This window comes from Rhodococcus sp. WB9 (assembly GCF_007558985.1).
Lineage (GTDB): Bacteria > Actinomycetota > Actinomycetes > Mycobacteriales > Mycobacteriaceae > Rhodococcus_F > Rhodococcus_F opacus.
The window spans coordinates 57,009-82,214 of sequence record NZ_CP041769.1; the positions used below are offsets into that span (position 1 = coordinate 57,009).

General features: G+C 67.4%; 21 protein-coding genes. 11 read left to right on the top strand and 10 right to left on the bottom strand.

Going from position 1 to position 25,206, the window contains the following annotated elements:
- Positions 1-324: 324 nt before the first annotated feature.
- From FND50_RS00235 to FND50_RS00250, 4 genes are all read right to left on the bottom strand, one after another.
- The gene (locus tag FND50_RS00235; protein ID WP_260850857.1) at positions 325-753 is read right to left on the bottom strand and encodes a hypothetical protein; all 429 of its coding nucleotides are present in this window, start codon (positions 751-753) and stop codon (positions 325-327) included.
- A gap of 153 nt (positions 754-906) precedes the next feature.
- Positions 907-2,511 (bottom strand): amidohydrolase, encoded by a 1,605-nt coding sequence (locus tag FND50_RS00240; protein ID WP_144284358.1) that lies wholly within the window; start codon positions 2,509-2,511, stop codon positions 907-909.
- Entirely contained in the window at positions 2,511-4,007 is a 1,497-nt protein-coding gene (locus FND50_RS00245) for a sodium:solute symporter (protein ID WP_005249208.1), read from the bottom strand. Before FND50_RS00245 ends, FND50_RS00240 begins: the two co-directional genes overlap by 1 nt.
- Complete coding sequence (locus FND50_RS00250; protein ID WP_144284359.1) at positions 4,004-4,261, bottom strand: DUF3311 domain-containing protein; 258 nt, start codon at positions 4,259-4,261, stop codon at positions 4,004-4,006. Before FND50_RS00250 ends, FND50_RS00245 begins: the two co-directional genes overlap by 4 nt.
- A 179-nt stretch (positions 4,262-4,440) precedes the next feature.
- On the opposite strand from FND50_RS00250, the gene FND50_RS00255 reads away from it, so the two are divergent.
- A complete protein-coding gene (locus FND50_RS00255) occupies positions 4,441-5,667 on the top strand; it encodes a CdaR family transcriptional regulator (RefSeq protein ID WP_144284360.1) in 1,227 nt (408 codons plus the stop codon).
- On the opposite strand, the gene FND50_RS00260 is transcribed toward FND50_RS00255, so the two are convergent.
- On the bottom strand, positions 5,617-6,372 hold the full coding sequence (locus FND50_RS00260) for a sulfite exporter TauE/SafE family protein (protein ID WP_005254313.1): 756 nt from the start codon (positions 6,370-6,372) through the stop codon (positions 5,617-5,619). The two genes, FND50_RS00255 and FND50_RS00260, sit on opposite strands and share 51 nt — an antisense overlap.
- 162 nt (positions 6,373-6,534) lie before the next feature.
- A complete protein-coding gene (xsc, locus tag FND50_RS00265) occupies positions 6,535-8,343 on the bottom strand; it encodes a sulfoacetaldehyde acetyltransferase (RefSeq protein WP_144284361.1) in 1,809 nt (602 codons plus the stop codon).
- 199 nt (positions 8,344-8,542) lie between these two features.
- Between xsc and FND50_RS00270 the strand changes: the two genes are divergently transcribed.
- From FND50_RS00270 to FND50_RS00285, 4 genes are read left to right on the top strand one after another with little or no spacing between them, the layout of a single operon-like run.
- On the top strand, positions 8,543-9,376 hold the full coding sequence (locus FND50_RS00270; RefSeq protein WP_005265605.1) for an IclR family transcriptional regulator: 834 nt from the start codon (positions 8,543-8,545) through the stop codon (positions 9,374-9,376).
- 10 nt (positions 9,377-9,386) lie between these two features.
- A complete protein-coding gene (locus FND50_RS00275; RefSeq protein WP_039951914.1) occupies positions 9,387-10,355 on the top strand; it encodes an AAA family ATPase in 969 nt (322 codons plus the stop codon).
- A 10-nt stretch (positions 10,356-10,365) separates the two neighbouring features.
- Positions 10,366-12,072: a cobaltochelatase CobT-related protein gene (locus FND50_RS00280; protein ID WP_144284362.1), complete on the top strand. Its 1,707-nt coding sequence runs from the start codon at positions 10,366-10,368 to the stop codon at positions 12,070-12,072.
- 42 nt (positions 12,073-12,114) lie between these two features.
- Positions 12,115-12,798 (top strand): phosphonatase-like hydrolase, encoded by a 684-nt coding sequence (locus FND50_RS00285; RefSeq protein WP_144284363.1) that lies wholly within the window; start codon positions 12,115-12,117, stop codon positions 12,796-12,798.
- Positions 12,799-12,876: 78 nt separating this feature from the next.
- Here FND50_RS00285 and pdxS read toward each other — a convergent pair whose 3' ends face one another.
- Both pdxS and FND50_RS00295 read right to left on the bottom strand, forming a co-directional pair.
- On the bottom strand, positions 12,877-13,725 hold the full coding sequence (gene pdxS / locus FND50_RS00290) for a pyridoxal 5'-phosphate synthase lyase subunit PdxS (RefSeq protein ID WP_260851088.1): 849 nt from the start codon (positions 13,723-13,725) through the stop codon (positions 12,877-12,879).
- A gap of 38 nt (positions 13,726-13,763) precedes the next feature.
- A complete protein-coding gene (locus FND50_RS00295; RefSeq protein ID WP_005564656.1) occupies positions 13,764-15,311 on the bottom strand; it encodes an amino acid permease in 1,548 nt (515 codons plus the stop codon).
- A gap of 648 nt (positions 15,312-15,959) precedes the next feature.
- On the opposite strand from FND50_RS00295, the gene FND50_RS00300 reads away from it, so the two are divergent.
- The 4 genes from FND50_RS00300 (at position 15,960) to FND50_RS00315 (ending at position 22,066) form a co-directional block, all read left to right on the top strand.
- A complete protein-coding gene (locus FND50_RS00300) occupies positions 15,960-17,363 on the top strand; it encodes an amino acid permease (RefSeq protein WP_260851089.1) in 1,404 nt (467 codons plus the stop codon).
- Between the two features lie 141 nt (positions 17,364-17,504).
- Complete coding sequence (locus FND50_RS00305) at positions 17,505-18,851, top strand: hypothetical protein (protein WP_144284366.1); 1,347 nt, start codon at positions 17,505-17,507, stop codon at positions 18,849-18,851.
- The gene (locus FND50_RS00310; protein WP_144284367.1) at positions 18,851-19,861 is read left to right on the top strand and encodes a glutamate ABC transporter substrate-binding protein; all 1,011 of its coding nucleotides are present in this window, start codon (positions 18,851-18,853) and stop codon (positions 19,859-19,861) included. Before FND50_RS00305 ends, FND50_RS00310 begins: the two co-directional genes overlap by 1 nt.
- Positions 19,862-19,900: 39 nt before the next feature.
- Positions 19,901-22,066: a serine/threonine-protein kinase gene (locus FND50_RS00315; protein WP_144288940.1), complete on the top strand. Its 2,166-nt coding sequence runs from the start codon at positions 19,901-19,903 to the stop codon at positions 22,064-22,066.
- A gap of 14 nt (positions 22,067-22,080) precedes the next feature.
- On the opposite strand, the gene FND50_RS00320 is transcribed toward FND50_RS00315, so the two are convergent.
- The gene (locus tag FND50_RS00320; RefSeq protein ID WP_144284368.1) at positions 22,081-22,296 is read right to left on the bottom strand and encodes a hypothetical protein; all 216 of its coding nucleotides are present in this window, start codon (positions 22,294-22,296) and stop codon (positions 22,081-22,083) included.
- A 212-nt stretch (positions 22,297-22,508) separates the two neighbouring features.
- On the opposite strand from FND50_RS00320, the gene FND50_RS00325 reads away from it, so the two are divergent.
- Both FND50_RS00325 and FND50_RS00330 read left to right on the top strand, forming a co-directional pair.
- The gene (locus FND50_RS00325; protein WP_005262373.1) at positions 22,509-23,276 is read left to right on the top strand and encodes a thiazole synthase; all 768 of its coding nucleotides are present in this window, start codon (positions 22,509-22,511) and stop codon (positions 23,274-23,276) included.
- A gap of 41 nt (positions 23,277-23,317) precedes the next feature.
- Positions 23,318-24,127 carry an MBL fold metallo-hydrolase gene (locus FND50_RS00330; protein WP_144284369.1) on the top strand — a complete coding sequence of 270 codons (810 nt, stop codon included), beginning with the start codon at positions 23,318-23,320 and terminating at the stop codon, positions 24,125-24,127.
- 56 nt (positions 24,128-24,183) lie between these two features.
- Here FND50_RS00330 and FND50_RS00335 read toward each other — a convergent pair whose 3' ends face one another.
- On the bottom strand, positions 24,184-25,182 hold the full coding sequence (locus FND50_RS00335) for a PHP domain-containing protein (RefSeq protein WP_144288941.1): 999 nt from the start codon (positions 25,180-25,182) through the stop codon (positions 24,184-24,186).
- Positions 25,183-25,206 lie beyond the last annotated feature (24 nt).

Consider the following 25,206-nt stretch of genomic DNA (forward strand, 5'->3'; position numbering starts at 1 on the left):
CGAACGACCAGCCTCGATCGCAATGGCTTCACCATCACCTACCGGCTCTTCTATTCGCGCAGTTAAATTTAGTTCTACAACGATCCAGGCTTGTGGCGCGCCGGAATATCACCCGCTCCGCCGCTGTTGAACACCCTGATGGTGGCGCTCATACCCCGGGTACCACACCAGAAAAGTCGCGGGGAGCGACCACTTGCCGAGAGGCGATATGGCGTCACTGTCACCCCCCGAGCCGGGTAAGACCTACATTGCGTAGCGTTCCCGACGTAGGGGATGAGGAGCCGCTGACGCCGGGGAAGGTGTCGGCGGCTTTCCTCTGGCCGGTTACAGGTCCTCCACACGAACCGATTGAAAATCGACGTCGAAGCGCCGGCCTTTCAGAGAGGGGTGCCGAAGCCCACCCTGACCAGACGCCCTGCAGGCCATGTCCACGACCAACCGAGGATTCAGCCTGTCCACTCTTTCCCAGTGCGGCAAGGCCTGCACGGGCACGCCGGGCCCGTGCAGCTCGTGACCGAGGTCGGAGAGAGCAGCACGGCGCTCCAGATACGGCGCCGCCATCAAATCGCCACCGTCGGCAGAGAGAACGTCGAACGAAAGGTAAGTGACCGGCACCTGCCGCCGCAGGGCCGTGGTCGGACGCAGAGTATTCGTCCGCTTCTGCAACCGCGCGAACGACGGCCACCCCTGGGCACGGACCGCGACCTCGCCGTCGAGCACGATGCGACCGCGACCGCCGAACACGTCGCTCAAAGCCGCGGTCACCTCCGGGTGCGAGGAGGTGACCCACGTTGAGTTGCGGGTCCACAACACCGGCCCCTGACCGCCGGAGTTTCCGCCGGTAGCGGGAACCCGCCTTCGCCTGATCGGCGGAGACGGGTTCCGGTTCCGTTTCAGCTGTTCGGGCTACCGCATGTCCGCCGCTTCTCCGTCGATCATGACCACTGCGGGACGGGGGATTTCGGTGGTGCCGTCCGCGAGATCCCCGAGGCTGCCGTCGAGCGCCACCAGGTCCGCACGACGGCCGGCCGTCAAGGTACCGACACGGGTCTCATCGTGTACCAGGTACGCGCTGTCGATGGTCATGGCCCGGATCGCGCGATCCACCCCGATCCGCTGGTTTCCGCCGAGCACCGTGCCGCCCCTCGTCATCCTGGTGACCGCGGTCCTGATGGTCGCCAGCGGATCCATCGGGGTGATCGGGCAGTCCGAATGCAGTCCGAATCGCAGCCCCAGTTCGTCGGCGCAGGCGAGGGGATCCATCTCGGCGGCGCGCTCGGCACCGAGGAACCGGTCGCGGTGGCGGTCGCCCCAGTAGAAGACGTGGTTGACGAAGAAACTCACCCCGAGTTCGGCTTCCCGGATCGCGGCCAGGTCGCTGGGCGCGCTCACCTGGCAGTGTTCGATGCGGTGCCGTCCCACCCGGCCGTCGGTGGCTTGCGCCCTCCGCAGCGAGGTGATCGCGGCACCGACCGCCGCGTCGCCGTTGGCGTGCACGGCGACCTGACCGCCCGCACGATGCACCCGCAGGATCATCTCGTCGAGTTGCGCCTGCGGGTAGAGCAGGTCGCCGTGATGGCTGGGGTCGCACGCGTACGGCGTGCGGAGGGCGGCGGACAGCCCCTGGATCGACCCGTCGGCCCAGAACTTCGCGCCGGCCAGCCGGAAGCGTGCGCCGGCCCCGGGTGTGCGCTCAAACGTGACTCCCCGGTCGTCCAGGGCCTCGAGCGCCATGTCACCGCGCAGGAACCCGACGACGTGCACCGGTAGCTCACCCGAGGCGTCGAGCGAGCGGTAGGCGGTCAGCTCCTGCTCGCCCGCCGAGAGACCCACCCCGAGATCGTGGATCGTGGTGATACCCCGCGACCGCGCCGACAGCAGGCTGCGAAGCAAGGCGCCGTTGACCTCCTGCTCGGTCAACGCGGGAACCGCCGCGGTGAGCCTCGCCACCGCATCGATTTCCCACGCCATCCCGGTCAGTCGACCGTCGGCGCCGCGAGGGAAGAGCGGGTCGTCGACCGGCACCGTGGATTCGTCGATGCCTGCGGCCGCGAGTGCGGCGGTGTTGGCGACGGCGAAGTGCCCGCAGATGTGCAGGACGATGACCGGACGATCGGTGCTGACGGCGTCGAGATCCGTCCGGGTCGGATGCCGCCCCTCGGCGATCTGGGTGTCGTCGTAACCCCACCCCCTGATCCATCCGCTGCCGGCGGCCGCGGCACGCAACGCCTGCTGGATGTCGGCGATCGATCGGCACGGTGGTGTCCGGCAGTCCGCCCAGCCGTCGGTGAGGCCGGCGTAGGTGGGGTGGATGTGCGATTCGATGAGACCCGGGATCACCGTGGCCCCGGGCAGGTCGAGGCGGCGGGCGCCGACTCCGGCGCGATCCGCCATGTCCTTCCTGGTGCCGGTGGCGATCACGTCGGCTCCGTCGATGACCAGCGCCTCGACCGTCGGCGACGACGGGTCCTGGGTGTGGATCGAATCGGCGGTGAGCAGTGTCCGGGACATCAGGCACCCACTTCGCTGCGTGCGGCCACGGATCCCGCGGCGGTGCCGGATGTTCGGCCGTCGGCGCGTAGGCCGCGGACGGGATCGGTGGGTGGCCAGAACACCCGCGTCGACACCACGAAGAGGATGTTGAGCACCAGGGCGGCCGCGCCGAGATTGACACCGTGCTCGGCGAGCCACACGGACACCGGGCCGTGCTTGTCGAGATACAGCCACAGCACCACGACGTCGCCGAGCACCACGCCCATGGCGAGGGCAGCGGGGCGCAGTTTCCATCCGAAGACCATCGTCGCGAAGACCACCGCGGCCTGGGTGACGCCGTAGTACGCCGTGTTGACCAGGGTGAGCAGGAGCTGAGGTGTCGCGAGGGTGAGCAGGAGCGAGATCCCGAGGTACGCCACGACGACTCCACGCACCCAGACCCGTTGGCGGGATTCCGGGATCCCGGGAATAATGTTGCGCGACACGATCGCGCCGATTCCGAGGGCCGCCCCGCACAGGACCACGATCGCGCAGAGGGCCGCGCCGCCTGCGACGACGCCGGTCAGCCAGTCGGGCAACAGTTGTCGCGACAACTGCAGGAGCACCTGGTCGGATTCCGTGCCCTCGAGCTTCGTGGGCAGCAGCGTGATCGCCCCGAAGGCGGCGGCGACGAGGAACGGGTACATGAGCATGTACAGCGGGTTGAACTTGGCGACCCGCTTGATCGTCGCCTCGGACTTCGCCGCGAGCACGGCCTGCACGATGATCGGGAAGATGAAGAACCCGACCGATTGGAACACGATCGTCGTCAGGACGAAGGTCAGTGACGACCCGGTGACCGTGGAGTGTGAGGCCGAGCCGCCACCACTGGCTGCCGCCGCGGCGAACAGCTTCTCGGTGCCACCGGTCTCGATCACTGCCGCGAGACCGATCAGGACGGCGCCGAGCAACAGGGCGGTGTCCTTGACGTACGACACGAATGCGGGGGCGCGCACCCCGGACAACATGAGGAACAGCAGCGCGAGGGCCGCGCCTGCGAAGACCGCGACGGTGGGGTCGATGGAGATACCCAGACCGGTCAGCGCGATCTGCAGTCCGGCGAGCTGAAGCTGGCCCCACGGGATGAGGAATACGACCGAAGCGATGGCGATGGTCAATTCCAGCCCACGCGACCGGAAGTGGCGTCCGGCCACATCGGGCAGGGTCATGGCGCCGTATCTCTTACCCGCGCGCCAGAGGTAGGGCGCGAAGAAGTATCCGATCGGGTAGGCCAGCAGGATGTACCCGATGAACCAGACGCCGTAGCTCGCCCCGTGCGCGTACACGCCGCCGGGGAACCCGATCAGGGTGCCGATGCTGTACGCCTCGCCCGCTCCCAGGATGAAGACCAGCAGCGGACCGAACGACCGGCCACCCACCAGGTAGTCGGAGATCTCCTTCTTGCTGCCGCGCCGCGACAGCACGCCTGCCCCGAGGGCGAGGACGAGGACGAGGGTGAAGAAGGCCGCGGTCATGACTGGTCTCCCGTCCCAGCGCTCGCAGCGGCCGATTCGGCGCGCTCGGCAGCTTCGAAGTCTTTGCGGTCGAATAGCTTCCAGGCGAGATGGAGGCACAGCGAGGTGAGCGGCATCCACAGGAACAACCACGCGAACAGGATGGGGACTCCGAAGACCGTGGCCGTGGATCCGGACAGGGCGACGATCCCGCCCAGGACCCCGGCGAACGGGACACCTATCGCGAGTAAGGCGCTTTTTGCCTCGTTGGACATGATTGTTTTGTCTCCTATTCCGACTGTGTCCACCGGCGTCGCGGGTTGGGTCCGGTGCCGGTCGACGTGCACTCTGGCACTAGTGTGGGCTGAATCACTCCCCTCGGGCCATGGGCGAATCCCGGAAAACGTCGCGGCGGTTCGTGAATTTCACGGGAGTGCGGAATGCGAGGGAGAGGGTGCCCGAGTCCGTGGGTGAAGACACGATCCAACGGCTGTGCCGGCAGGTCTCGGAGGAGATCGAATCGGTAACCGACCGAGCGGTGGGTCAGATCCGCGCCGAATTGCAGTCGTACGCCGCCGTACCGATCGACGAGCAGCGCGGATACATCAGTCGGCAGCTCGCGGCGACGTTGCGCGCCCTCGCGGAGAGCGAACCTCTCGCCGACGACGTCCTCGAGCGTTCGCGTCAGCTCGGCCGGCGCCGGGCAATGCAGGGATTGCCACTGTCCGACGTCATCGAGACGTACCACATCGCGTCCCGCGAATTGTGGAACACGATGGTGGCCACCGCCGCCGAGCCGACAACCGACCTGCTGCGCGCAGGCGGCATGATGTGGGACCTCGTCCACACCGCCACCAGCGCGGTCGCCGTCGGACACACCGACGCGACCCGGAGCGAACAGGCCATCCGCGCGGGGGTGCGATACCGGTTCTTCGAGGCCCTCGCGAGGTCGGTCGACGGCGACCACCGCGATGTGCGCGAGCTGGCTGAGGCGCTGGGTTTCACACCGCAGCACGAGTTCCAAGCGGTGTGCGTCGCCGCGGAGGAGTGGTCGGAAGCGCAGCTCGAACGGTTGCAACGCACCCTGGACACGATCCCGGGCACCACTCAATGCAGCGGGCACGGCACCGTCATCATCGCCCTGAGCCAGCGCGCACCGGTCGACGACATCATCCGCGAGGTCCGGCTCGGTCACCCGGGGACCACGGTCGGAGTCGGATTGGGCCGCCCCGGCCTGGCCGGCGCGGCGATGAGCATCACGGACGCGCGCCGCGTCCTGCATCTGGCCTCGCCGACCGGCGAGGTGGTCCGTTTCGCCGACGAATGGGTGGCCGCCACCCTGGCGGATCATCGCGACGAGCTCGCCACGCTGCTGGAGCCGGGTGTCGCCGTCGCCGCGGACCATCCGCACCTCGTCGAGGCGGTATTGGCGTTCGCCCGCAACGAGTTCTCCATCAGCGCGGCCGGGCGGGACATCCACCTGCACGCGAACTCGATCACCTACCGGCTCGACCGCTGGCAACAGCTGACCGGCTGGGATCCCCGGACTCTCGACGGCCTGCAGCGGTCGGTGTCGAGTCTGAGTCTGTTCCAGCGCGATTCGGGGGATTCGAGTTCCCGGGAAACGCGGTCAGCGCAACGCCACCTGCACGAGGACGGCGGCGCCGAGGAAGCCGAGTAGCCACAGCACCCGTTGACGGACCTGCTGGGCGGTGGTGCGGTCGAACAGCCATTTCCCCGCGGCGGCGCCGAACATGCATAGCGGCGTGAACAGGGCGATCTGTGCGAGGACGGGCACGGTGAGCAGACCACCGGCAGCCGACCCCGCGGCGCCGAACGCGTCGATGACGAGGAAGAACACGACGAGCGAGGCGCGTCCGGCCGCCACGTGGGTGGACGCGGAGAAGTACATCAGGACGGCGGGCGGGCCACCGAGCGCGAAGCCGCCGTTGAGGAGACCGGATGCCACTCCCGTCACCGTGGTCACCCCGGGGCCGGGCAGCGACTGCCGGTCGGGGACGGCGGCCATGGCGACAGCGGAGCCGATGATCGCGACTCCCAGCAGCACGCGCACCAGGTCACCGGACAGCTGCGTGAGCGCCCACATCCCCAGCGGCATACCGATCAGGGTGCCGGCGAACAACCAGCGCAACGACTTCCAGTGCACCTGCCGCCACACCTGGGGCAGCATCGCGGCGCTCGCGACGACCTCGAGAACGAACACGGTCGGGATCACCGACGTCGGCGGGAGCAGGACGACGAGTCCCGCGACCCACACCATCGCGCCACCGAACCCACCGAAACCGCGGACGACACCGCCGGCCACCACCACGCCGAGCGCGAAGAGGAGGGCAGGCAACGACAGATCCCACACCGTTGCCGCCATACCTTGTTGCACCGCTTTCGTTCGCCGTTGTCTCCGTCAGAAGTGTGGGGGTCGTGGCGGCGAAGCGACAGGTCCAGACGACGTCGAATCGTCGGTACCAGGACGGCACGGGACGTGGCCCCCGGCGTCTGCGCCGGGGGCCACGTGCTCGCAGGGAGCGGACTACACGTAGTCCTTGTACTTGTCGAGCAGGCGAACCGGCTTCGACAGCGCGTCGCGGCGGAAGGGGTCGCCGAGTTCGCGGGTGCACATGATCTCGATGACCGTCGTCTTGCCCTCGTTCATCTGTGCGGCGACCGCGCGCTGCAGTGCGGGACCGACCTCCTCGAGCTTGTCCACGACGATGCCCTCGGCGCCCATCGCCTGTGCGATCCCGGCGAAGGACTCGCTCTCGAGCTCACCGGCGACGAAGCGGCGGTTGTAGAAGTCGACCTGGTTCTTCTTCTCCGCACCCCACTGCCGGTTGTGGAAGACCACGGCGGTGACCGGGATGTCGTGCCGGACAGCCGTCATGATCTCGCCCAGGCTCATGCCCCAGGCTCCGTCGCCTGCGTAGGCGATGGCGGGCCGTTCCGGTGCCGCCGCCTTCGCGCCGATGACGGTCGGCAGGGCGTAACCGCAGTTGCCGAAGCTCATCGGGGCGAGGAAGCTGCGCGGCTTCTCGAAACGCAGGTAGCTGTTGGCGACGGAGTTGATGTTGCCGATGTCCGTGGACACCATCACGTCTTCCGGCATCGCCTTCTCCAGCTCGCGCAGCACCTGACGCGGGTGTAGCCAGTTGCCGTCCTCGCCTTCCTGTTCGGCGATCATGTCGAGGCTGAACGCGTCGCGCTCGTGCGTCCATTCGTCGAGTTCCTTCTCCCACGCGGCCTTCTCGGCGTCGATCTTCTCGCCGCGTGCCGCACGGTTGCCGTCGCAGACGAGGGCCTTGCCCTCGAGCCGCTCGGTGAGCGCGACGGCAGCGGCCTTCGCGTCACCGCAGATTCCGACGGAGACCTTCTTGACCAGGCCGAGCATCTTGTGGTCGGCGTCGATCTGGATGATCTTGGCATTCTTCGGCCAGTAGTCCATGCCGTGCTGCGGGAGCGTCCCGAAGGGGCCGAGGCGGGTGCCGAGGGCGAGCACCACGTCGGCCTGACTGATCAGCTTCATCGCGGCCTTGGACCCCTGGTAGCCGAGCGGTCCGGTCCACAGCGGGTGGCTGGCGGGGAACGAGTCGTTGTGCAGGTAGCTGTTGACGACCGGGGCGCCGAGACGTTCGGCGAGTGCCTTGCACTCCTCGACACCGTCGGCCATCACCACGCCGCCGCCGGACACGATGACCGGGAACTCGGCCTGCGCCAGCAGTTCCGCCGCCTCGTTCAGGCTCGTCTCCCCGCCGGGGCCGCGGTCGAGGCGGGTGGGCTGCGGGATCTCCGTCTCGATCTCACCGTAGAAGTAGTCGCGCGGAATGTTGAGCTGCGTCGGGCCCATCTCGGACATCGCGCGGTCGAAGCAGCGGCCCGTGAACTCGGCCATGCGCTTCGGGTTGTTGACGTGCCCCTGGTACTTCGTGAATTCCTGGAACATCGGCAGCTGGTTGGCTTCCTGGAAGCCGCCCAGGCCAGTTCCCATGGTGCCGGCCTCGGGAGTGACGATGACGACGGGGCTGTGCGCCCAGAACGCGGCGGCGATCGCGGTGACACAGTTGCTGATACCCGGACCGTTCTGCCCGATCACCATGCCGTGCCGCCCGCTGACCCGGGCATACCCGTCGGCCATGTGTCCCGCGCCCTGCTCGTGCACGACCGGGACGAGTCGAATCCCGGCGGGAGCGAAGATGTCCATCGCATCCATGAAGGCGGATCCCATGATGCCGAACATGTCGGTGACGCCGTTGGCGACCATCGTCTCGACGAACGCCTCCGACGGTGTCATCTTCTGTACACCGGAGACAGCGGTGCGATCGGCACCGTTCTTCTTCTTGCTCATGTGTGATCCTCCTTCAGGGGCGCGCCGGAACCGGCAGAGAATGTCAAAAATCGGAACGTTTCGTTCGTGATTTTGTGATCTGCAACGACAGTAGGCCACGTCACACACTTCGTCAATGAATGTTCCTAAAACTGGAACGAGATGTATGATTTTTCGATACACGATGCGAATGCGTCGCCGTTTCGGCCAAGGAGGAACCGTGGGTGAGATTCACCGGATCGACGAGTCGAACGGACACCCGACTACGGAGCTGCCCGGAGACACACCGACGCTCCGCCTGTTCGCACTGCTCGAGATGATCGCGTCCAAGGACCAGCTGTTCACGTTGCAGGGGCTCGTCGAAGAGACGGGCATGGCCAAGCCGACCCTGCACCGCATGCTCCAGCAACTCGAGGGTGCCGGACTCCTCACCCGGCAGAACAACGGCAGGCATTACGGCACCGGCGTGCGCCTGCGACGCTTCGCCGAGAACCTGCTGCTCAACGACACCCACCACGGCGCACGACACGCCATCCTCCGGAACCTCGTCGCGGAACTCGGCGAGAGTTGCAACGTGACCACCCTGTCGGGTAGCGAAGTGGTGTATCTCGACCGCGTGGAAACCTCCGAGCCCCTTCGTTTTACACTCCATGCGGGATCGCGGGTGCCCGCGCACTGCTCGGCCAGCGGCAAGATGATCCTGTCGCAGCTCAGCCCTGCCCAGCGACGGCGCCTTCTCGCGCGGATGCCGCTCGAGAGGTACACCACCAAGACGGTCACCGACGTCGAGCTGATCGAGACCGAACTCAAGCAGGTCCGCCGTGACGGTTACGCCATCGACGACGAAGAGTTCCTTCCCGGCCTCGTGTGCGCTGCGGTGCTCGTCCCCTGCGCCACCGGCAATTCCAATCTCTGCATCGCAGTCCAGGCTCCGGTCATGCGACTCACCCCCGACAAGGCGCTCAAGCTTCTGCCCGCGTTGCGGCGGGCAGCCGACGCCATCGGTGAGATCGAGAACGAGGTCACGGACGACGGTTCGCCAGACCTGAACTGAAGGAGGGCGTATGCCCGAAATGACCACTGCGGCACCCAGCCACGTGCTGTCCGCACGCGAGCTGTTCGGAATCGACACCGACCTGACGGTGCGCGCCTTCCGCGAACCCGTCGACCACGTCCCCGACATCGACCCCGCGTACCGGTTCGATCACGCGGTGACGACGGCCCTGCTCGCCGGGTTCGGCCGCAACCGCCGGGTGATGGTGCAGGGTCTGCACGGCACTGGCAAGTCCACGCACATCGAGCAGGTCGCGGCGCGGCTCAACTGGCCGTGTGTGCGGGTCAACCTCGACGGGCATCTCAGCCGGCTGGACCTGATAGGCCGGGACGCGGTGGTCCTGCGAGACGGTAAGCAGGTCACCGAATTCCAGGAAGGCATCCTGCCCTGGGCACTGCAGCGACCCGTTGCCCTCATCCTCGACGAATACGACGCCGGCCGCCCCGATGTCATGTTCGTGATCCAGCGTCTCCTCGAACGCGACGGGAAACTCACCCTGCTCGACCAGAACAGGGTCCTGACTCCGCATCCGGCCTTCCGGTTGTTCGCCACGGCCAACACCGTCGGCCTGGGCAATCTCAACGGGTTGTATCACGGCGTGCAGCGGCTCAATCACGCGCAGATCGATCGCTGGAACATCGTCGCGACGCTCGATCACCTTCCCGCGGAACAGGAAATCGAGATCGTGTCCGCGCGGGTGCCGTCACTGAGCCGGGACCTGATCGGGTCGATGGTGGCCGTGGCCAACCTGACCCGGAGCGGTTTTCGAGTCGGCGACCTGTCGACGCTGATGTCGCCGCGCACGGTGATCACCTGGGCCGAGAACATCGAGATCTTCCACGACCCGGCACTGGCATTCCGGTTGTCGTTCGTCAACAAGTGCGACGAGGCCGAGCGGCCCGTCGTCGCCGAGTACTTCCAGCGATGCTTCGACTCGGAACTGGAGCGGTCGGCGATGCTCGCGACGAGCACGGCCTGAGCGGGCAGTCATGACAGAACTGCCCGTGCGCCCCGCGTCGGTCCGCCGTCAGCAGGAGGTTCACGAACTCTGTGCCGGCACGATCCGTGCTCTCGCGGGGCAGAGTGAGTTGCACTTTCGCGGACCGGAACTCCACCGCGGACATCGGCGCGTGCCGATGCCCTCCCCACATCTGCACCCGTCCTTCGACGGCGCCGACTTCGCGTCCTTCCGCGGCGCGGCGGACGGCATGGCGTCGCGTCTCCTCCACACCGACCCCGTCCTGCACCGCAGCCTGTGCCCGGACGGCACCGCGGATCGGCTGATCTTCGAGATCCTGGAACAGTTCCGCGTCGAATCGCTGACCGCCGACGCGTGGGGTGGCGTGCGCGCCAACCTCTCCCACCGCTTCACGCAGTGGTCACAGGATTACGTGGCGTCCGGGCTGACCGAGACCGTGCACGGAATGCTGCTGTTCACGGTGACGCAGATGTGCCGGGCCCGGATCACCGCCGAGCCGATACCCGAGGCCACCGAGGACCTGATCGAATCGACCCGGTTCGCTCTCGCCTCCGTTCTCGGCAGCCACCTCCCGTGGCTGCGTCGAACCCGTCTCTCGCAAAACGACTTCGGGGTCCACGCACAGACAGTCGCCGAGCTGATCGGCCGACACCTGGAGTCACCGGTCGACACGGACGTCTCGGCCGACGACCGGAGCGCCGGCCGGGCGGCGTTCTCCCTCCTGTTCGACTTCGAACCCGACGACGACGAGGCCTTCCGGACCGCGGAGTCGGGGCGCAGTCGAGCCCTGGGGGAGGACGGAGACGGGTACCGCGTGTTCACCCGCGCCTACGACGAGACACGACAGATCGCGTCCCTCGTCCGGCCCGAACTGCTGCAGGAGTACCGCCGGCGACTCGACCTCGGCATCGACCTGCAGCACCTCAACGTCCGGAAACTCGGACGGCAGCTGAGGGGCCTGCTCTCGAAACCGGTCACCGACGGATGGGAAGGCGGTCGGGAAGAGGGATACCTCGACGGTCGCCGGCTCGCCCGGCTGGTCACCTCGCCCACCGATCGCAGACTCTTCCGGGCCGAACGCGCCGAGCCGCAGACCGACACGACCGTGACCTTCCTCATCGACTGCTCCGGTTCGATGAAGGAGTTCAGCGAACCGGTTGCGATCCTGGTCGACGTGTTCGCCCGGGCACTCGAACTGGCCGACGCCCGCTGCGAGATCCTGGGTTTCACGACCGCCGCATGGAACGGGGGACGAGCCCGCCGAGACTGGCTCCGGTCCGGCCGTCCGCGCAACCCGGGACGCCTCAACGAGGTCCGGCAGCTGGTGTTCAAGGACGCCGAAACTACCTGGCGCCGAGCCCGTCCCGCGATCGCGGGATTGCTGAAGGACGACCTGTTCAAAGAGGGCGTCGACGGTGAGGCCGTCGACTGGGCGTGCTCCCGGATGCGGGGCACCCAGGGCCGGAGGCTCCTGTTCGTGATCTCGGACGGAAGCCCCCTGGACGGCGCCACCGCGCTGGCCAACGACGAGTTCTACCTGGACCACCACCTGCAGGACGTGGTCGAGCGACACGAAGACGAGCGGGCCGTCGAGGTGTACGGACTGGGAGTCGGGCTGGATCTGAGCCCGTACTACGACCGCTGCCGGACGCTCGATCTGTCGTGCGGTACCAACAGCGACGTCATTGCCGACGTGCTGTCGATGATCGCCCACTGACAGCATCACCTGCCAGTGGCTCAACAGTGAGGAGTCACGCCCATGACCGAACACGGAGTTTCCCTGGTCACCTTGGACATTGCCGGAACGAGCGTCGACGAAGGCGGCGCCGTGTACGTCGCGTTACGCGACACCGTCGAGAAGCACTTCGGCGAGCCGATTCCGGACGATCGGTTCGACCGGTGGAAGGGCACGGGCAAGCGGCAGGCCATCGAGGGACTGCTGCGGGAGAGCGGCGTGCCGGTCGAGAAGAATGTTTTGGACGCCGTCGAATCCGATTTCACCGCAATGCTTCTGGCTGCGTACCGCAAGACGCCGCCCACCGCACTGCCCGGGGTTCACGGCGCCTTCGGTGCGTTGCGGCAGCGCGGCATCAAGATCGCTCTCCAGACCGGCTATTCACGCCAGATCGCGGAACCGCTGCTGGAGCAGGTCGGGTGGGAGATCGGACGGGACATCGACGGTGTGATCACGAGCGACCAGGTGCGGATGAGCAGGCCGTCGCCCTATCTCATCTTCCGCGCCATGGAACTCGCCGGAGTGCAGAGCGTCGAGGAGGTGCTGGTGGGTGGTGACACCCCGAACGATCTCCGGGCCGGGACGAGCGCCGGGGCGCGCTACGTGGTGGGTGTTCTGACCGGCGCCCACGACTCGGCGGCGCTGCGTCCGGAGCCCCACACGCACATCCTGGAGAGCGCGGCGAAGCTTCCCGAACTGCTGGGCTGAACGACGACTGTGGGCCGGTTCCGCTGCACGACAGCAGAACCGGCCCACATTGGTTTCGGAAGAGCGGGATTACCTACGTCACCAGCCGCGTTCGGCGAGCCGGTGCGGGACCGGGATGTCGTCGACGTTGATGCCGACCATCGCCTCACCCAGCCCGCGGGAGACCTTCGCCAGCACGTCCGGGTCGTCGAAGAACGTGGTCGCCTTCACGATCGCCGCGGCCCGCTCCGCCGGGTTACCGGACTTGAAGATGCCCGACCCGACGAACACACCCTCCGCACCGAGCTGCATCATCATCGCCGCATCCGCCGGGGTGGCGATACCACCGGCGGTGAACATCGTGACCGGCAACTTCCCGGCCCTGGCCACCTCGACGACCAGGTCGTACGGCGCCTGCAGCTCCTTCGCCGCCACATACAGCTCGTCCTCGCTCAGCGAGGTCAACCGGCGGATCTCCCCACCGATCGTCCGCATGTGCGTGGTCGCGTTCGACACGTCACCGGTCCCGGCCTCACCCTTGGACCGGATCATCGCCGCACCCTCGGTGATCCGCCGCAGCGCCTCACCCAGATTGGTGGCACCACACACGAACGGGACGGTGAACTGCCACTTGTCGATATGGTTCGCGTAGTCGGCCGGGGTCAGCACCTCGGACTCGTCGACATAGTCGACCCCGAGGGACTGCAGGATCTGCGCCTCCACGAAGTGCCCGATCCGGGCCTTGGCCATCACCGGGATGGACACCGCGGAGATGATGCCGTCGATCATGTCCGGATCACTCATCCGGGACACCCCACCCTGCGCCCGGATGTCCGCGGGCACCCGCTCGAGCGCCATCACCGCCACCGCACCGGCGTCCTCGGCGATCTTCGCCTGATCGGGGGTGACGACGTCCATGATGACCCCGCCCTTCAACATCTCGGCCATGCCGCGCTTGACGCGCGCCGTACCGACGGCGGAACTGTTCACGACTGTCTCCTCTGGTGACGATGGGTGTGCGGCTTCTGTTGTGCAGCCGCCAGCAGTTCGATGTCCGAGCCGCCGAGCGTCTCCACGGACTCGATGCGCTTCTCGGCCTCCGCGACCGACTCGTCCGCGGAACCGATCGGGGGAGCACCGGACAGTGATTCGTCGTCGTGACCGCCCTTGCCGAGCAACTTCCGTACCTGGTAGCTGATCAGGATGACGATCAACGTCAGACCGCTCATGAGGAACTGGGAGCGGGTGGACGGCAGGAACGCCATCGCGAGGATGACGGTGGCCATCAGGGCGATGGTGGCGTAGCTCAACCACGGGAACAGCCACATCCGGAGTTGCAGTGCCTCAGGGTCTTCGCGCTCGAGTCGACGCCGGAGCACCACCTGGGAGATGGCGATCAGGAGGTACACGAACAGCGCGACGGCGCCGTACGAGTTGACGAGGAAGCCGAAGACGACGTCGCCCCACACGTAGGTGCAGGCGACGGACACGTATCCGACGGTGGTGCCGAGCAGGATCGCACGACGCGGCACGCCGTTGCGGGACAGCGTCGTGAAGAACTTCGGGGCGTCGCCGTTGCGGGTGAGTGCGAACAGCATTCGGGACGTGGTGTACAGCGCCGAGTTCAGGCAGGAGAGGACCGCGGTGAGGACGATGAAGTTCATGATCGTCGCGACACCGGGAATTCCCAGGACCTCGAGCACCGCGGCGTACGGGCTCACACCGACACTCTCGGTATTCCACGGCTGGATCGTGACGACCACGAGAATCGAACCGACGTAGAACGTCACGATCCGCACCACGATCGACCGCATGGCATGGGCGACAGCACGCTTCGGCTCCTCCGACTCGGCAGCGGCGATCGTCACGATCTCGGCTCCCGTGTAGAAGGCGACGCAGGGGACGACCGCGGCGAGCACCGCACCCCAGCCGAGCGGGGTGAAGCCGCCGTGGTTCACGAGGTTGCCGAGCCCGGGCGTCGAGTCGGGCCACAGTCCGGTGATCCAGAGGGCGCCCATCCCGAGAAACAGAACGATCGCCACGACCTTGATCGACGAGAACCAGTACTCGAACTCGCCGTAGGAGCGGGCGGACACCATGTTGGTGGCCGTCAGGAGGAGCATCAGCCCCAGGCTCAGGAGCCACAGTGGGATCATCGGCAGCCAGAGCTGCAGGATCCGGCCGCCGGCGATGGCCTCGACCGCGACGACGATGACGAAGAAATACCAGTACATCCAGCCCGTCGCGAACCCGGCGCGACGCCCCAGGGCTTGGCGAGCGTAGACGTAGAACGATCCGACCACGGGCCGGGCCACCGCCATCTCCGCCAGCATCCGCATGATCAGCAACGTGATGATGCCTGCGATGAGGAAGGAGATGATGGCGCCTGGACCGGCACCGCCGATGACGACACCGCTGCCCACGAAGAGACCGGCGCCGATCACCCCGCCCAGGGCGATGAGGTTCATGTGCCTGCGCTTCAGGCCCTTGCCGAGACCTGAACTGTCGGTGTGTCCGGGAACGGTACTGTCCACATTTTCCTCCAGAAGGCGCTGCCGTGGCCCTCGCCTGACCCGACCTCGTCGGTCGTACGTCGATGCGGGCACCCACCGGTTCAGCGACCCAATCGTATGTGTGATCCACATCACTTATTTCAGTGTTCACCTCACACTACGACTGGCGCCAGAACTCGCCCAGAGCCAGTTGCCGCGCAAGCGATGGGACCAGTTCGACCGCGGAACCGCCGACCGGGAAAGCTCCTGAACTGGGAGGACAGCGATCGTCACCGGAAGGAGCGCGTTCGCATGGCCTGGCCCCACGGTTTCGCGGCACATCTGGATCCCCCGGCGCCGGTACGCACCCTCGAGGCCGTGCGAACACCCCTACCCTGTGAACAGTGGTAACGAACTGGTCCTCAGACGTGCCGTGGAACTGGCACTGTGCTGCCCACCGGACCCTCCATACAGTGTTGTGCATCACATCAACAGTTCAGTTCGCGGTGGATCGTCTCCCGTATCTCCGCCGGCACTGTTCTCCGTTCCAACCGCCGACGATCCGACCCCGGATCGCGATGGCGACCTGACGATTCCGGTCAGCGCACAGTGGAGGAAAACGTGACTTCAACACCACCCCCGGTCCAATCCCAGGACTCCGGCCTCGGAAAGGGCCTGAAGAAACGGCACATGAACCTCATCGCCCTGGGCGGCGTGATCGGTGCCGGATTGTTCGTCGGCAGCGGCGTCGTCATCGAGAGCGCAGGCCCGGCGGCGATCGTGTCGTTTCTCATCGCGGGGGTCATCACACTCCTGATCATGCGGATGCTGGCGGAGATGGCGGTGGCCCGGCCCGTGGTCGGATCGTTCTACGTGTACGCCAGGGAAGCGCTCGGCAATCGCGCCGGCTTCTCGGTCGGCTGGATGTACTGGTACTTCTTCGTCATCGTCGTCGCGGTCGAGGCCATCGCCGGCGGCCGAATACTCCAGCTCTACCTCCCGTCCGCGCCGCTGTGGATTCTCAGCCTCGGCCTTCTCGTGATCCTGACCTGCACCAATCTCGTATCAGCGCGTTCGTTCGGCGAATTCGAGTACTGGTTCTCGTCGATCAAGGTGATCGCGATCGTCCTCTTCCTCGGGTTGGGCGCACTGTGGATCACCGGACTGTGGCCGGATTCGACCCCCGGCGTGGCGAACCTCGTCAGCCACGGCGGATTCGCTCCGCTCGGCTGGGGCGCGGTGCTCGCCGCGGTCGTCCCCTGCGTGGCCTTCTTCACCGGTGCCGAGATCGTGACCATCGCGGCCGCCGAGTCCGCAGAACCCAAGAAGGCGGTCGCCCGGGCGATGCGCTCCATCGTGGTCCGGATCATCACCTTCTACGTCGGTTCCATCTTCGTGGTCGTCGCGGTGGTGCCGTGGAGCACGGAGGCTGTCGGAGTCAGCCCCTACGCGGCAGCGCTCTCCGCCCTGCACATTCCCGGTGTCGCCACGATCATGAACGTCGTCATCCTCACCGCGGTGCTGTCCTGCCTGAACTCGGCGCTGTACACCTCCTCGCGGATGCTCTTCGCCCTCACCCGCAACGGCGACGCCCCGCACATGTTCACCCGCCTGTCCGGCGGTGGCGTGCCGAGGCGCGCGATCCTCGCCGGAACGGTGATCGGCTACGCGTCGGTGATCGCGGCGTTCGTCTCCCCGGACCTCGTGTTCTCGTTCCTGGTCAACTCGTACGGCGCCGTGGCGCTCTTCGTCTACCTCATGATCGCGATCTCCCAGGTCGCGCTCCGCAGGAAACTGGAGGCTCGAGATCCCGAGGCCCTGAGTCTGAAGATGTGGCTGTTCCCGTGGCTCAGTTACGCGACCATCGCCCTGATGGGGGCCGTGATCGCCGCGATGGCCGTGCTCCCCACCACCCGTTCGCAGTTCTGGCTGAGTGTGGTGACTCTCGCCTTCATCCTGATCGGGTACGAGTTTCGCCGGCGCAGTCGCACCAGCGCCGAACGCCTCGACACCGTCACGCCGCCCGCGGAATCGCCTGCCGACGGTGCCGACGCGGAACAGCTCGTCGGAGTCGTCACCCACAAGCAACCCTGACGCACCCGCCGTACCGAAGGACAGGGACCGCACCAGCGGTCCCTGTCCTTCTCTGTGCGTCCGATGCGACATCGGCTTTTCCGGCACGACCCGCCGGCAATCGGGGCACACTTGCAGAAGACCTCGGCGGAGGAGGACACCGTGTTCCACCGCGGAGACGACGCCGTCACCGAAGAACACTCGCTGGACGAGTCCCTGCTCGTCGAGCCCGAATCCCCGCGCCGGCCGTGGCGGGAATTCCTCGTCTCGACCCCGGGACGACTGTCCGTGCTGGGGATCGCCCTCGTGACCGCCGCGCTCATGACCGGGGCGATCACGTCGGCGGCGATCGGTGCCCGGCAACAGCGCATCGAGACCCTGCGGACGCACACCGAACCCCTCACCTACGCGGCCGAACGGCTCTACAGTTCCCTGTCCATCGCCGACGCCGCGGCCGCCACGTCCTTCATCTCGGGCGGTGTCGAGCCGATCGCCGTCCGCAATCGGTACAACCAGGCGATAGGGGACGCGTCGAACGCGCTGGTCACCGCGTCGAACGGCGTCGCCTCCACAGACGCCGCGGCCCTCGCGCTGCTGTCCGAGGTGTCGCGGAACCTCGCCGACTACACCAGCCTGATCGCCACCGCCAGGGCCAACAATCGGTCGGGCAACCCGGTTGGCGTCGCCTATCTCAGCGACGCCTCCACGATGATGCAGGACACGATCCTGCCCTCAGCCGAGAGTCTCTACTCGGAGCAGTCGAGGTCCGTCGCCGACACCCAGGTCCTTACCGGGAGGCTCCCCAGAGCCGCGTTCGCCGTCGCCGTCGCCCTGCTCGTCGCGCTCGTCGTCGCTCAGGTGTATCTGGCGCGCAAGAGCAAACGCCGCGTCAATCCCGGACTCGTCCTCGCGTCCTTCCTCGCCGCCTCCCTCCTGATCTGGCTGGCCGCCGCCACCCTGGTCTCCACCGCGGCCACGGACCGGGCCAGAACCGAAGGGGCGCAACCACTCGGCACCATCACCCAGGCACGGATCCTCGCCCAGCAGGCCCGGGCGGACGAGACCCTCGCGCTGCTGCAGCGCGGCTCCGACGAACAGTCCGAGATCGACTACGCCCGGCGGTCGGCCGAACTCGCCGACATCCTCGGAGGGCTGCAGGACGGCGATCACGGTCCGGCGACGACACCGCCGATCGACGCCGCCGTGACCGCACTCGCCGACTGGCGGCGCGCACACACCATGCTGCAGGAGAAGCTCGACATGGGGGACTACCCGGGGGCGAAGGCCATCGCGATCGGCCCCGCGGACTCGGCGTCCCCCGCCACGTTCACGGCCCTCGACGAGTCGTTGCAGGACGGCATCGACCGATTCCGCAGCGAGGAACTCCACGGGATGGCCGACGCATATCGCTCGTTGTCGCTGCTCGCGGTGGGTAGCATGGTGATCGGCGTCCTCTGCGGGTTCGCCGTCGGTGGGGGGATCTGGCCCAGACTGAACGAGTACCACTGATGACGCGGGTGAGTCGACCGAGACGGCGGCCGCGGCCGCGCGCCCTCCTACTCTCCGCTGCCGTGGTCGCCGTCCTCGCGGCCGGATGCGCAACCCCGCAGCCCCTCACTCCGACTGTCCAGGGCGACTACTCCGAAGTGCCGCTGACGAGTGGGTCGCAGATCCTTCTTCCGACCGGCGACGTGCCCGAGGAGCCACCCGCACCCGACTCCTGCGGCGCGCTCGCGAGTCTCCGCCCCGCCGCCGCACCGGACGTCCGGGCGCCGGGAAGCTCGCTGGCCGAGATCACCGCCCGCGGCCGGCTGATCGTCGGAATCGATCAGAACACCAACCTCTTCAGTTTCCGGGATCCGACCACCGGCATGCTGATGGGATTCGACGTCGACGTCGCGGGAGAGATGGCGCGGGACCTGTTCGACGACCCCTCCAGGGTCGAATTCCGCCTGCTCACGTCCGGCGGCCGTTTCGACGCCCTCGAGAACGAGGACGTGGATCTCGTGGTCAAGAGCACGTCGATCACGTGTGAACGGTCCGAGCGGGTCGCCTTCTCCACCGTGTACTTCCAGGCCTATCAACGTCTGCTGGTGCCGAAAGGCTCCGGCATCTCCGGCCCGGAGGACCTGGCCGGGAAACGCGTCTGTTCCGTCGGCGACACCACCTCACTGGACACGGTTCGCCGAGTGCAGCCCGAGGCCACGATCGTGGCGGTACCCGACTGGGACGACTGCCTGGTGGTCCTGCAACAGCGGCAGGCCGACGCCGCGAGCACCGACGACTCCATCCTCGCCGGGCTCGCCGCCCAGGACCCGAACCTGGAGATCGTCGGCCCGCCGCTCGAGTCGGAGCCGTACGGCATCGGGGTCAACAAGAGCAACGACGATCTGGTGCGCTTCGTGAACGGCACGCTGGATCGGATGCGTGTGGATGGAACCTGGACGAGGCTCTACGACAAGTGGCTGACGGTTCTCGGTCCTTCCGCCGGACCACCCGCCCCCACCTACCGGGACTGAGGTGACACCGACGTGAGCGACGAAACCAGGCGAACACCGATGGACGAGCCGGAATCCACCCGGGGTGTGCGGTTCGATCCGTTCGCGGACGAGGATGAGGACGTCCCCTCGTCACGCACGGTGCCGGACGCCGTCCACACCTCCGACCTGTCGATGCTCCTGACCAATCCCGTTCTGGCGGAGCACAAACGCTACTGCGACCGATGCAAGCGCCCTGTCGGACGTTCCACCGCCGCGCGGCCGGGCGACACGGAGGGGGTGTGCACCCACTGCGGCACCGTCTTCTCGTTCGCGCCGCAACTCGAGGCGGGCGAACTGGTCGCGGGTCAGTACGAGGTCCTGGGGTGCCTCGCCCACGGGGGAGTCGGCTGGATCTACCTCGCGCTCGACCACAACGTCAGCGACCGCTGGGTGGTCCTCAAGGGGCTGTTGCACTCGGGCGACCCCGTGGCCCAGGAGGTGGCACTCGCCGAGCGCCGGTTCCTCGCCGAGGTGACGCATCCGAGCATCGTCAAAATCTACAACTTCGTCGAACACCCCGGGATGGACGGCAATCCCATCGGCTACATCGTGATGGAGTACGTCCGGGGCAGAACCCTGCGCGACGTGCTCACCGAACTGAAGGAGGACGCCGGACCCGACGACCCGAAGCCGATGCTCCCGGTGGAGCACGCCATCCGTTACCTCCTCGAGGTCACGCCCGCGCTCGGATACCTGCACTCGATCGGGTTGGTGTACAACGACCTCAAACCCGAGAACATCATGATCGGCGACGACTACGACCAGCTCAAGCTCATCGACATGGGCGCGGTCGCCAGGATAGGCGATCACGGATACATCTACGGCACACAGGGTTACCAAGCTCCCGAGATCGCCACCACCGGTCCCACCGTCGCCTCCGACATCTACACCGTCGGGCGCACGCTGGCCGTGCTGACCCTCGACATGCCGACCGCCGGGGGCTGTTACGTCGACGGCCTGCCGACACCCGAGGAGGCGCCGCTGCTGGCGGAGTACGAGTTCTACCACCGACTGCTGCTCCGGGCCATCCACCCCGATCCGGCCCGGCGCTTCGCGTCGGCCGAGGAGATGTCGACGCAACTCGAGGGTGTTCTGCGCGAGGTGCGGGCCCAGCAGACCGGCCACCCGCATCCGGGACTGTCCCACCGGTTCAGCCCGCAGCGCACGACGTTCGGGACCGACCTCACGATCAGCCGCACCGACGTCTACGTCGACGGGCATCGCCGGGACGAGCGGATCAGCGCGATGAGTATCGTTCGGGCGCTGCCGATTCCGTTGGTGGACCCGGACGATCCGGCGGCCCCGCTGCTCTCCGTCGTCCACAGCCGGCCGAGGGAACTCCTCGATTCACTGCACCGGGCGAAGGAGGCAGCGGACGACGGCGTGGCGTCCACGAGCATCGAGATCCCGCTCGCCGAAGTGCGCGCACACCTCGATCTCGGGCAGCCCCGTGATGCCGCCACCATTCTCGAATCCCTCGACCACCAACGCGAGGACACGTGGCGCGTCGACTGGCACACCGGACTGTGTGCTCTCGTGGGCGGCGACTTCGAGGCGGCGTTCACCCGATTCGACTCCGTCCTGACCGCGCTACCGGGCGAGGAGGCTCCGAAGCTCGCACTCGCCGCGACGGCCGAGATGTGGTGCGAATACCGCTCCGGCGAAGACATCGAGCGGTGGCGCCGGACCGCCGAAAAGTACTACTGCACAGTGTGGCGCACGGATCACGGCGCGGTCAGTGCGGCGTTCGGACTGTCGCGGCAACTCGAGCACCGCGACGACCGGGCGGCCGCGGTGGAGGCGCTCGACGAGGTGCCGCCGACATCACGGCACTATGCCGAGGCCCGGTTGACGAGTGTGCTGATGCTCGTCCACGATCGGCCCCTCGCCGAGGTGAGTGAACGGGATCTGCAGGAGGCCGCCCGGCGCGTCGAACTGCTCGCCCACGACGAGCGTCGGGCACTCCAGACCCGGGTGCTCGTCCTCGGCGTGGCCGTGGACTGGTTGCACGCCGGCGGCATCCCCGAGACGACGAGGATCCTCAGCGTGCCGTTCACCGAACGCGGTCTGCGCACCGGGGCGGAGTCGGCGCTCCGGGCCCTCGCCCGCAAGGCACCCGAGCGCCGGCACCGGTACACGCTGGTGGATCTCGCCAATCTGATCCGCCCGACCACGTGGCTGTGACACCCGAACTCGGGTCACCGCACCCCGAATCCGTTGTGCTCGCGCCCCCACCGGGCGTTCCATGCCATCACCTGCATGCGGTCGCTCATAGCGTCACGGCTGCGGACCGTTTCGGCCAACTGGCCCATGAGTTCGATGATGCGGCGCCGAGCGTCCTCCAGTTCCGTTGCCAGGCGCTCCTCCTCCCTCGACCTCGCGGTGCGGTTCCTGCTCGCGACCATGGTGTTCATCTCTACTCCGATCGTGACGCCGTGGCGTTGTCCACGGGGCTCATCGCACTGACAACTCTGGGGCATCTGGTACGGGTCCAGAAGGTCCAGAAAGACGGTGGGACAGGGGTCCAATCTGGACCTATGACGTAGCGCACAAGTGGTTCTGACGTCGGAGACGATTCGATCGTAGGGTTCGAGTGCTCGCTGAAATCTCGACCGGAGAGGTACCCATGAGCATTGACACCGACGCACTCACGATCGCGGGCCGGGACTTCTCGTCCCGCCTCGTCATGGGCACAGGCGGCGCGGCCAACCTCTCGGTGCTGGAAGACGCACTCGTCGCCTCCGGCACCGAACTGACGACGGTGGCGATGCGCCGAGTGGACGCCGCAGGGAGGACCGGGCTGCTCGAACTGCTGGATCGACTGGGTATCGCGTTGTTGCCGAACACAGCCGGCTGCCGGGGCGCCACGGAGGCCGTGCTGACCGCGCGCCTGGCCCGCGAGGCCCTGGGCACCAACTGGGTCAAGCTCGAAGTGATCGCCGACGAGCGCACGCTCCTGCCCGACGGGATCGAACTCGTCGCGGCGGCCGAACAACTCGTGGACGACGGCTTCGTCGTGCTGCCGTACACCAACGACGACCCCGTGCTCGCGCAGCGCCTGGTCGATGCCGGGTGCGCCGCCGTGATGCCACTCGGGTCGCCGATCGGCACCGGGCTCGGCATCTCGAACCCCCGCAACATCGAGATGATCGTCGCGCGCACCGACGTCCCGGTCATTCTCGACGCCGGGATCGGCACCGCGAGCGACGCAGCACTGGCGATGGAACTCGGCTGCGACGCCGTACTGCTCGCCACGGCGGTGACGAGAGCCGCGGACCCTCCGCTGATGGCCGCGGCGATGGCCGGAGCAGTCACGGCCGGGCGCCGCGCCCGCAATGCCGGACGAATACCGAAACGGTTCTGGGCACAGGCGTCGTCACCGGTCGCGGTGTAATCGGCGCCCCGCGAACCCCGACTCGGCTAGCGTGAGCCCCCATGCGGGTACACCACCTCAATTGCGGCTCGTTCTCCTCGGCGCTCATCGGGCGGTTGGTGTGCCATGTGCTGGCGTGTGAAACCGACGCGGGCATCGTGCTGGTCGACTCCGGCTTCGGGCTGGCGGACGTCGCCGATCCCACCGGACGCGTCGGCCGGTACGCGAACCTGATGGGCGCCCGGTTCCGGGAGTCGGAGACGGCGGTCCGCCGGCTCGAGAAGCTGGGTCTGAATCCTGCGGACGTGACCCACATCGTCGCGACCCATCTCGACTTCGACCACATCGGCGGCGTCGCCGACTTCCCGAACGCCACCCTGCACACCACCGCCGCGGAACGGGCGGCGTCGGAAGGACGTTCGTCGTTCCGGGAGAAGGTCCGGTACCGTCCCGCCCAGCTCACCCCCGAACCCACGCTGCACACCTATTCGGGGCCGGGCGAATCCGTGCTCGGGTTCTGCGACACCTACCCGATCGCCGGTGTCGGCGACCGCATCGTGCTCGTCCCGATGCCCGGCCACACCCGCGGTCACGCGGCGGTGGCCGTCGACACCGGCGAGAAGGGCTGGCTGCTGCACGCGGGCGACGCGTTCTACCACCGCAGCACCGTCGCCGCCCCCGGACAGGAGTCGCCGGGAACCGAGGGTCGCGCCCTGCGGGTGATGGAAGAGCTGATCGCGGTGGATCGTTCGAAGATCCGCGGCAATCATCGCCGGCTCCGGGAACTGAACAATCAGGTGGCGCCGCGGGTGCGCGTCTTCTCCGCCCACGACCCGACACTGTTCGAGGAACTGGCAGGAGAGCGGGGCTAGGCCTTCGGCCCGTGCTTGGTTGGCGAGTCCCTGCACTCGTCAGCGACGCACGGGCGTTACTTGGCCCATTCCAGCAGGTCGTCGGCGGACCACGTGTTCACGACGCGTTCGGCCTCGACACCGCACCGCATTGCCCGCTCGCATCCGTATCCCTGCCAGGCGAGTTGCCCGGGGGCGTGCGCGTCGGTGTCGATCGAGAACAGGCACCCCACGTCGATGGCCAGATCGATGAGACGGCTCGGCGGGTCGCGGCGTTCGGGACGGCTGTTGATCTCGACGGCGGTGCCGTTGTCGCGGCAGGCGGTGAACACCTGCTCCGCGTCGAACGTCGACTCAGGCCGGGTCCCGCGTCCGCCTTCGACGAGGCGGCCGGTGCAGTGCCCCAGCACGTCCACCAGCGGATTCTCCACCGCACGGACCATCCGGCGGGTCATCGCCCCGCGCTCCGCCCGCAACTTGGAGTGCACGCTGGCGACGACGATGTCGAGTTCGTCGAGCAGATCCGGATCCTGGTCGAGTGAACCGTCGTCGAGGATGTCGACCTCGATGCCGGTGAGGATGCGGAACGGTGCCAGTTCCTCGTTCAGTTCGGCGATCACCTCCAGCTGAGAACGCAACCGCTCCGCCGACAGTCCGTTCGCGACCGTCAGACGTGGCGAATGGTCGGTCAGAGCACAGTATTCGTGACCCAGAGCGGCCGCGCTGCGCATCATCTCGTCGATGGGGCTGCCGCCGTCCGACCAGTCCGAATGCGTGTGCAGGTCGCCTTTCAGCGCCTCCCGCAGCGCACCGCCGCCGATCGGCTCCGCGTTCTCCCGTAATTCCGCGAGATAGACGGGCACGCCGTCGAGCGCCTCCCGGATCACGGTGGCCGTCTTGGGTCCGATGCCCGGCAGGTCCTTCCAGCTGTCGGTGCGCTGACGGACGTCCCGCTGCTCCTCGGACAGTTCGGCCACCACGTCGGCCGCGCGGCGGTACGCCTTCACACGGTGTGTCTCCGCACGCGACCGCTCGAGCCAGAACGCTGTCTCTCGCAAGGCCTGCACCGGGTCCATCGGGCTGTCGGCGTCCATGGCTCC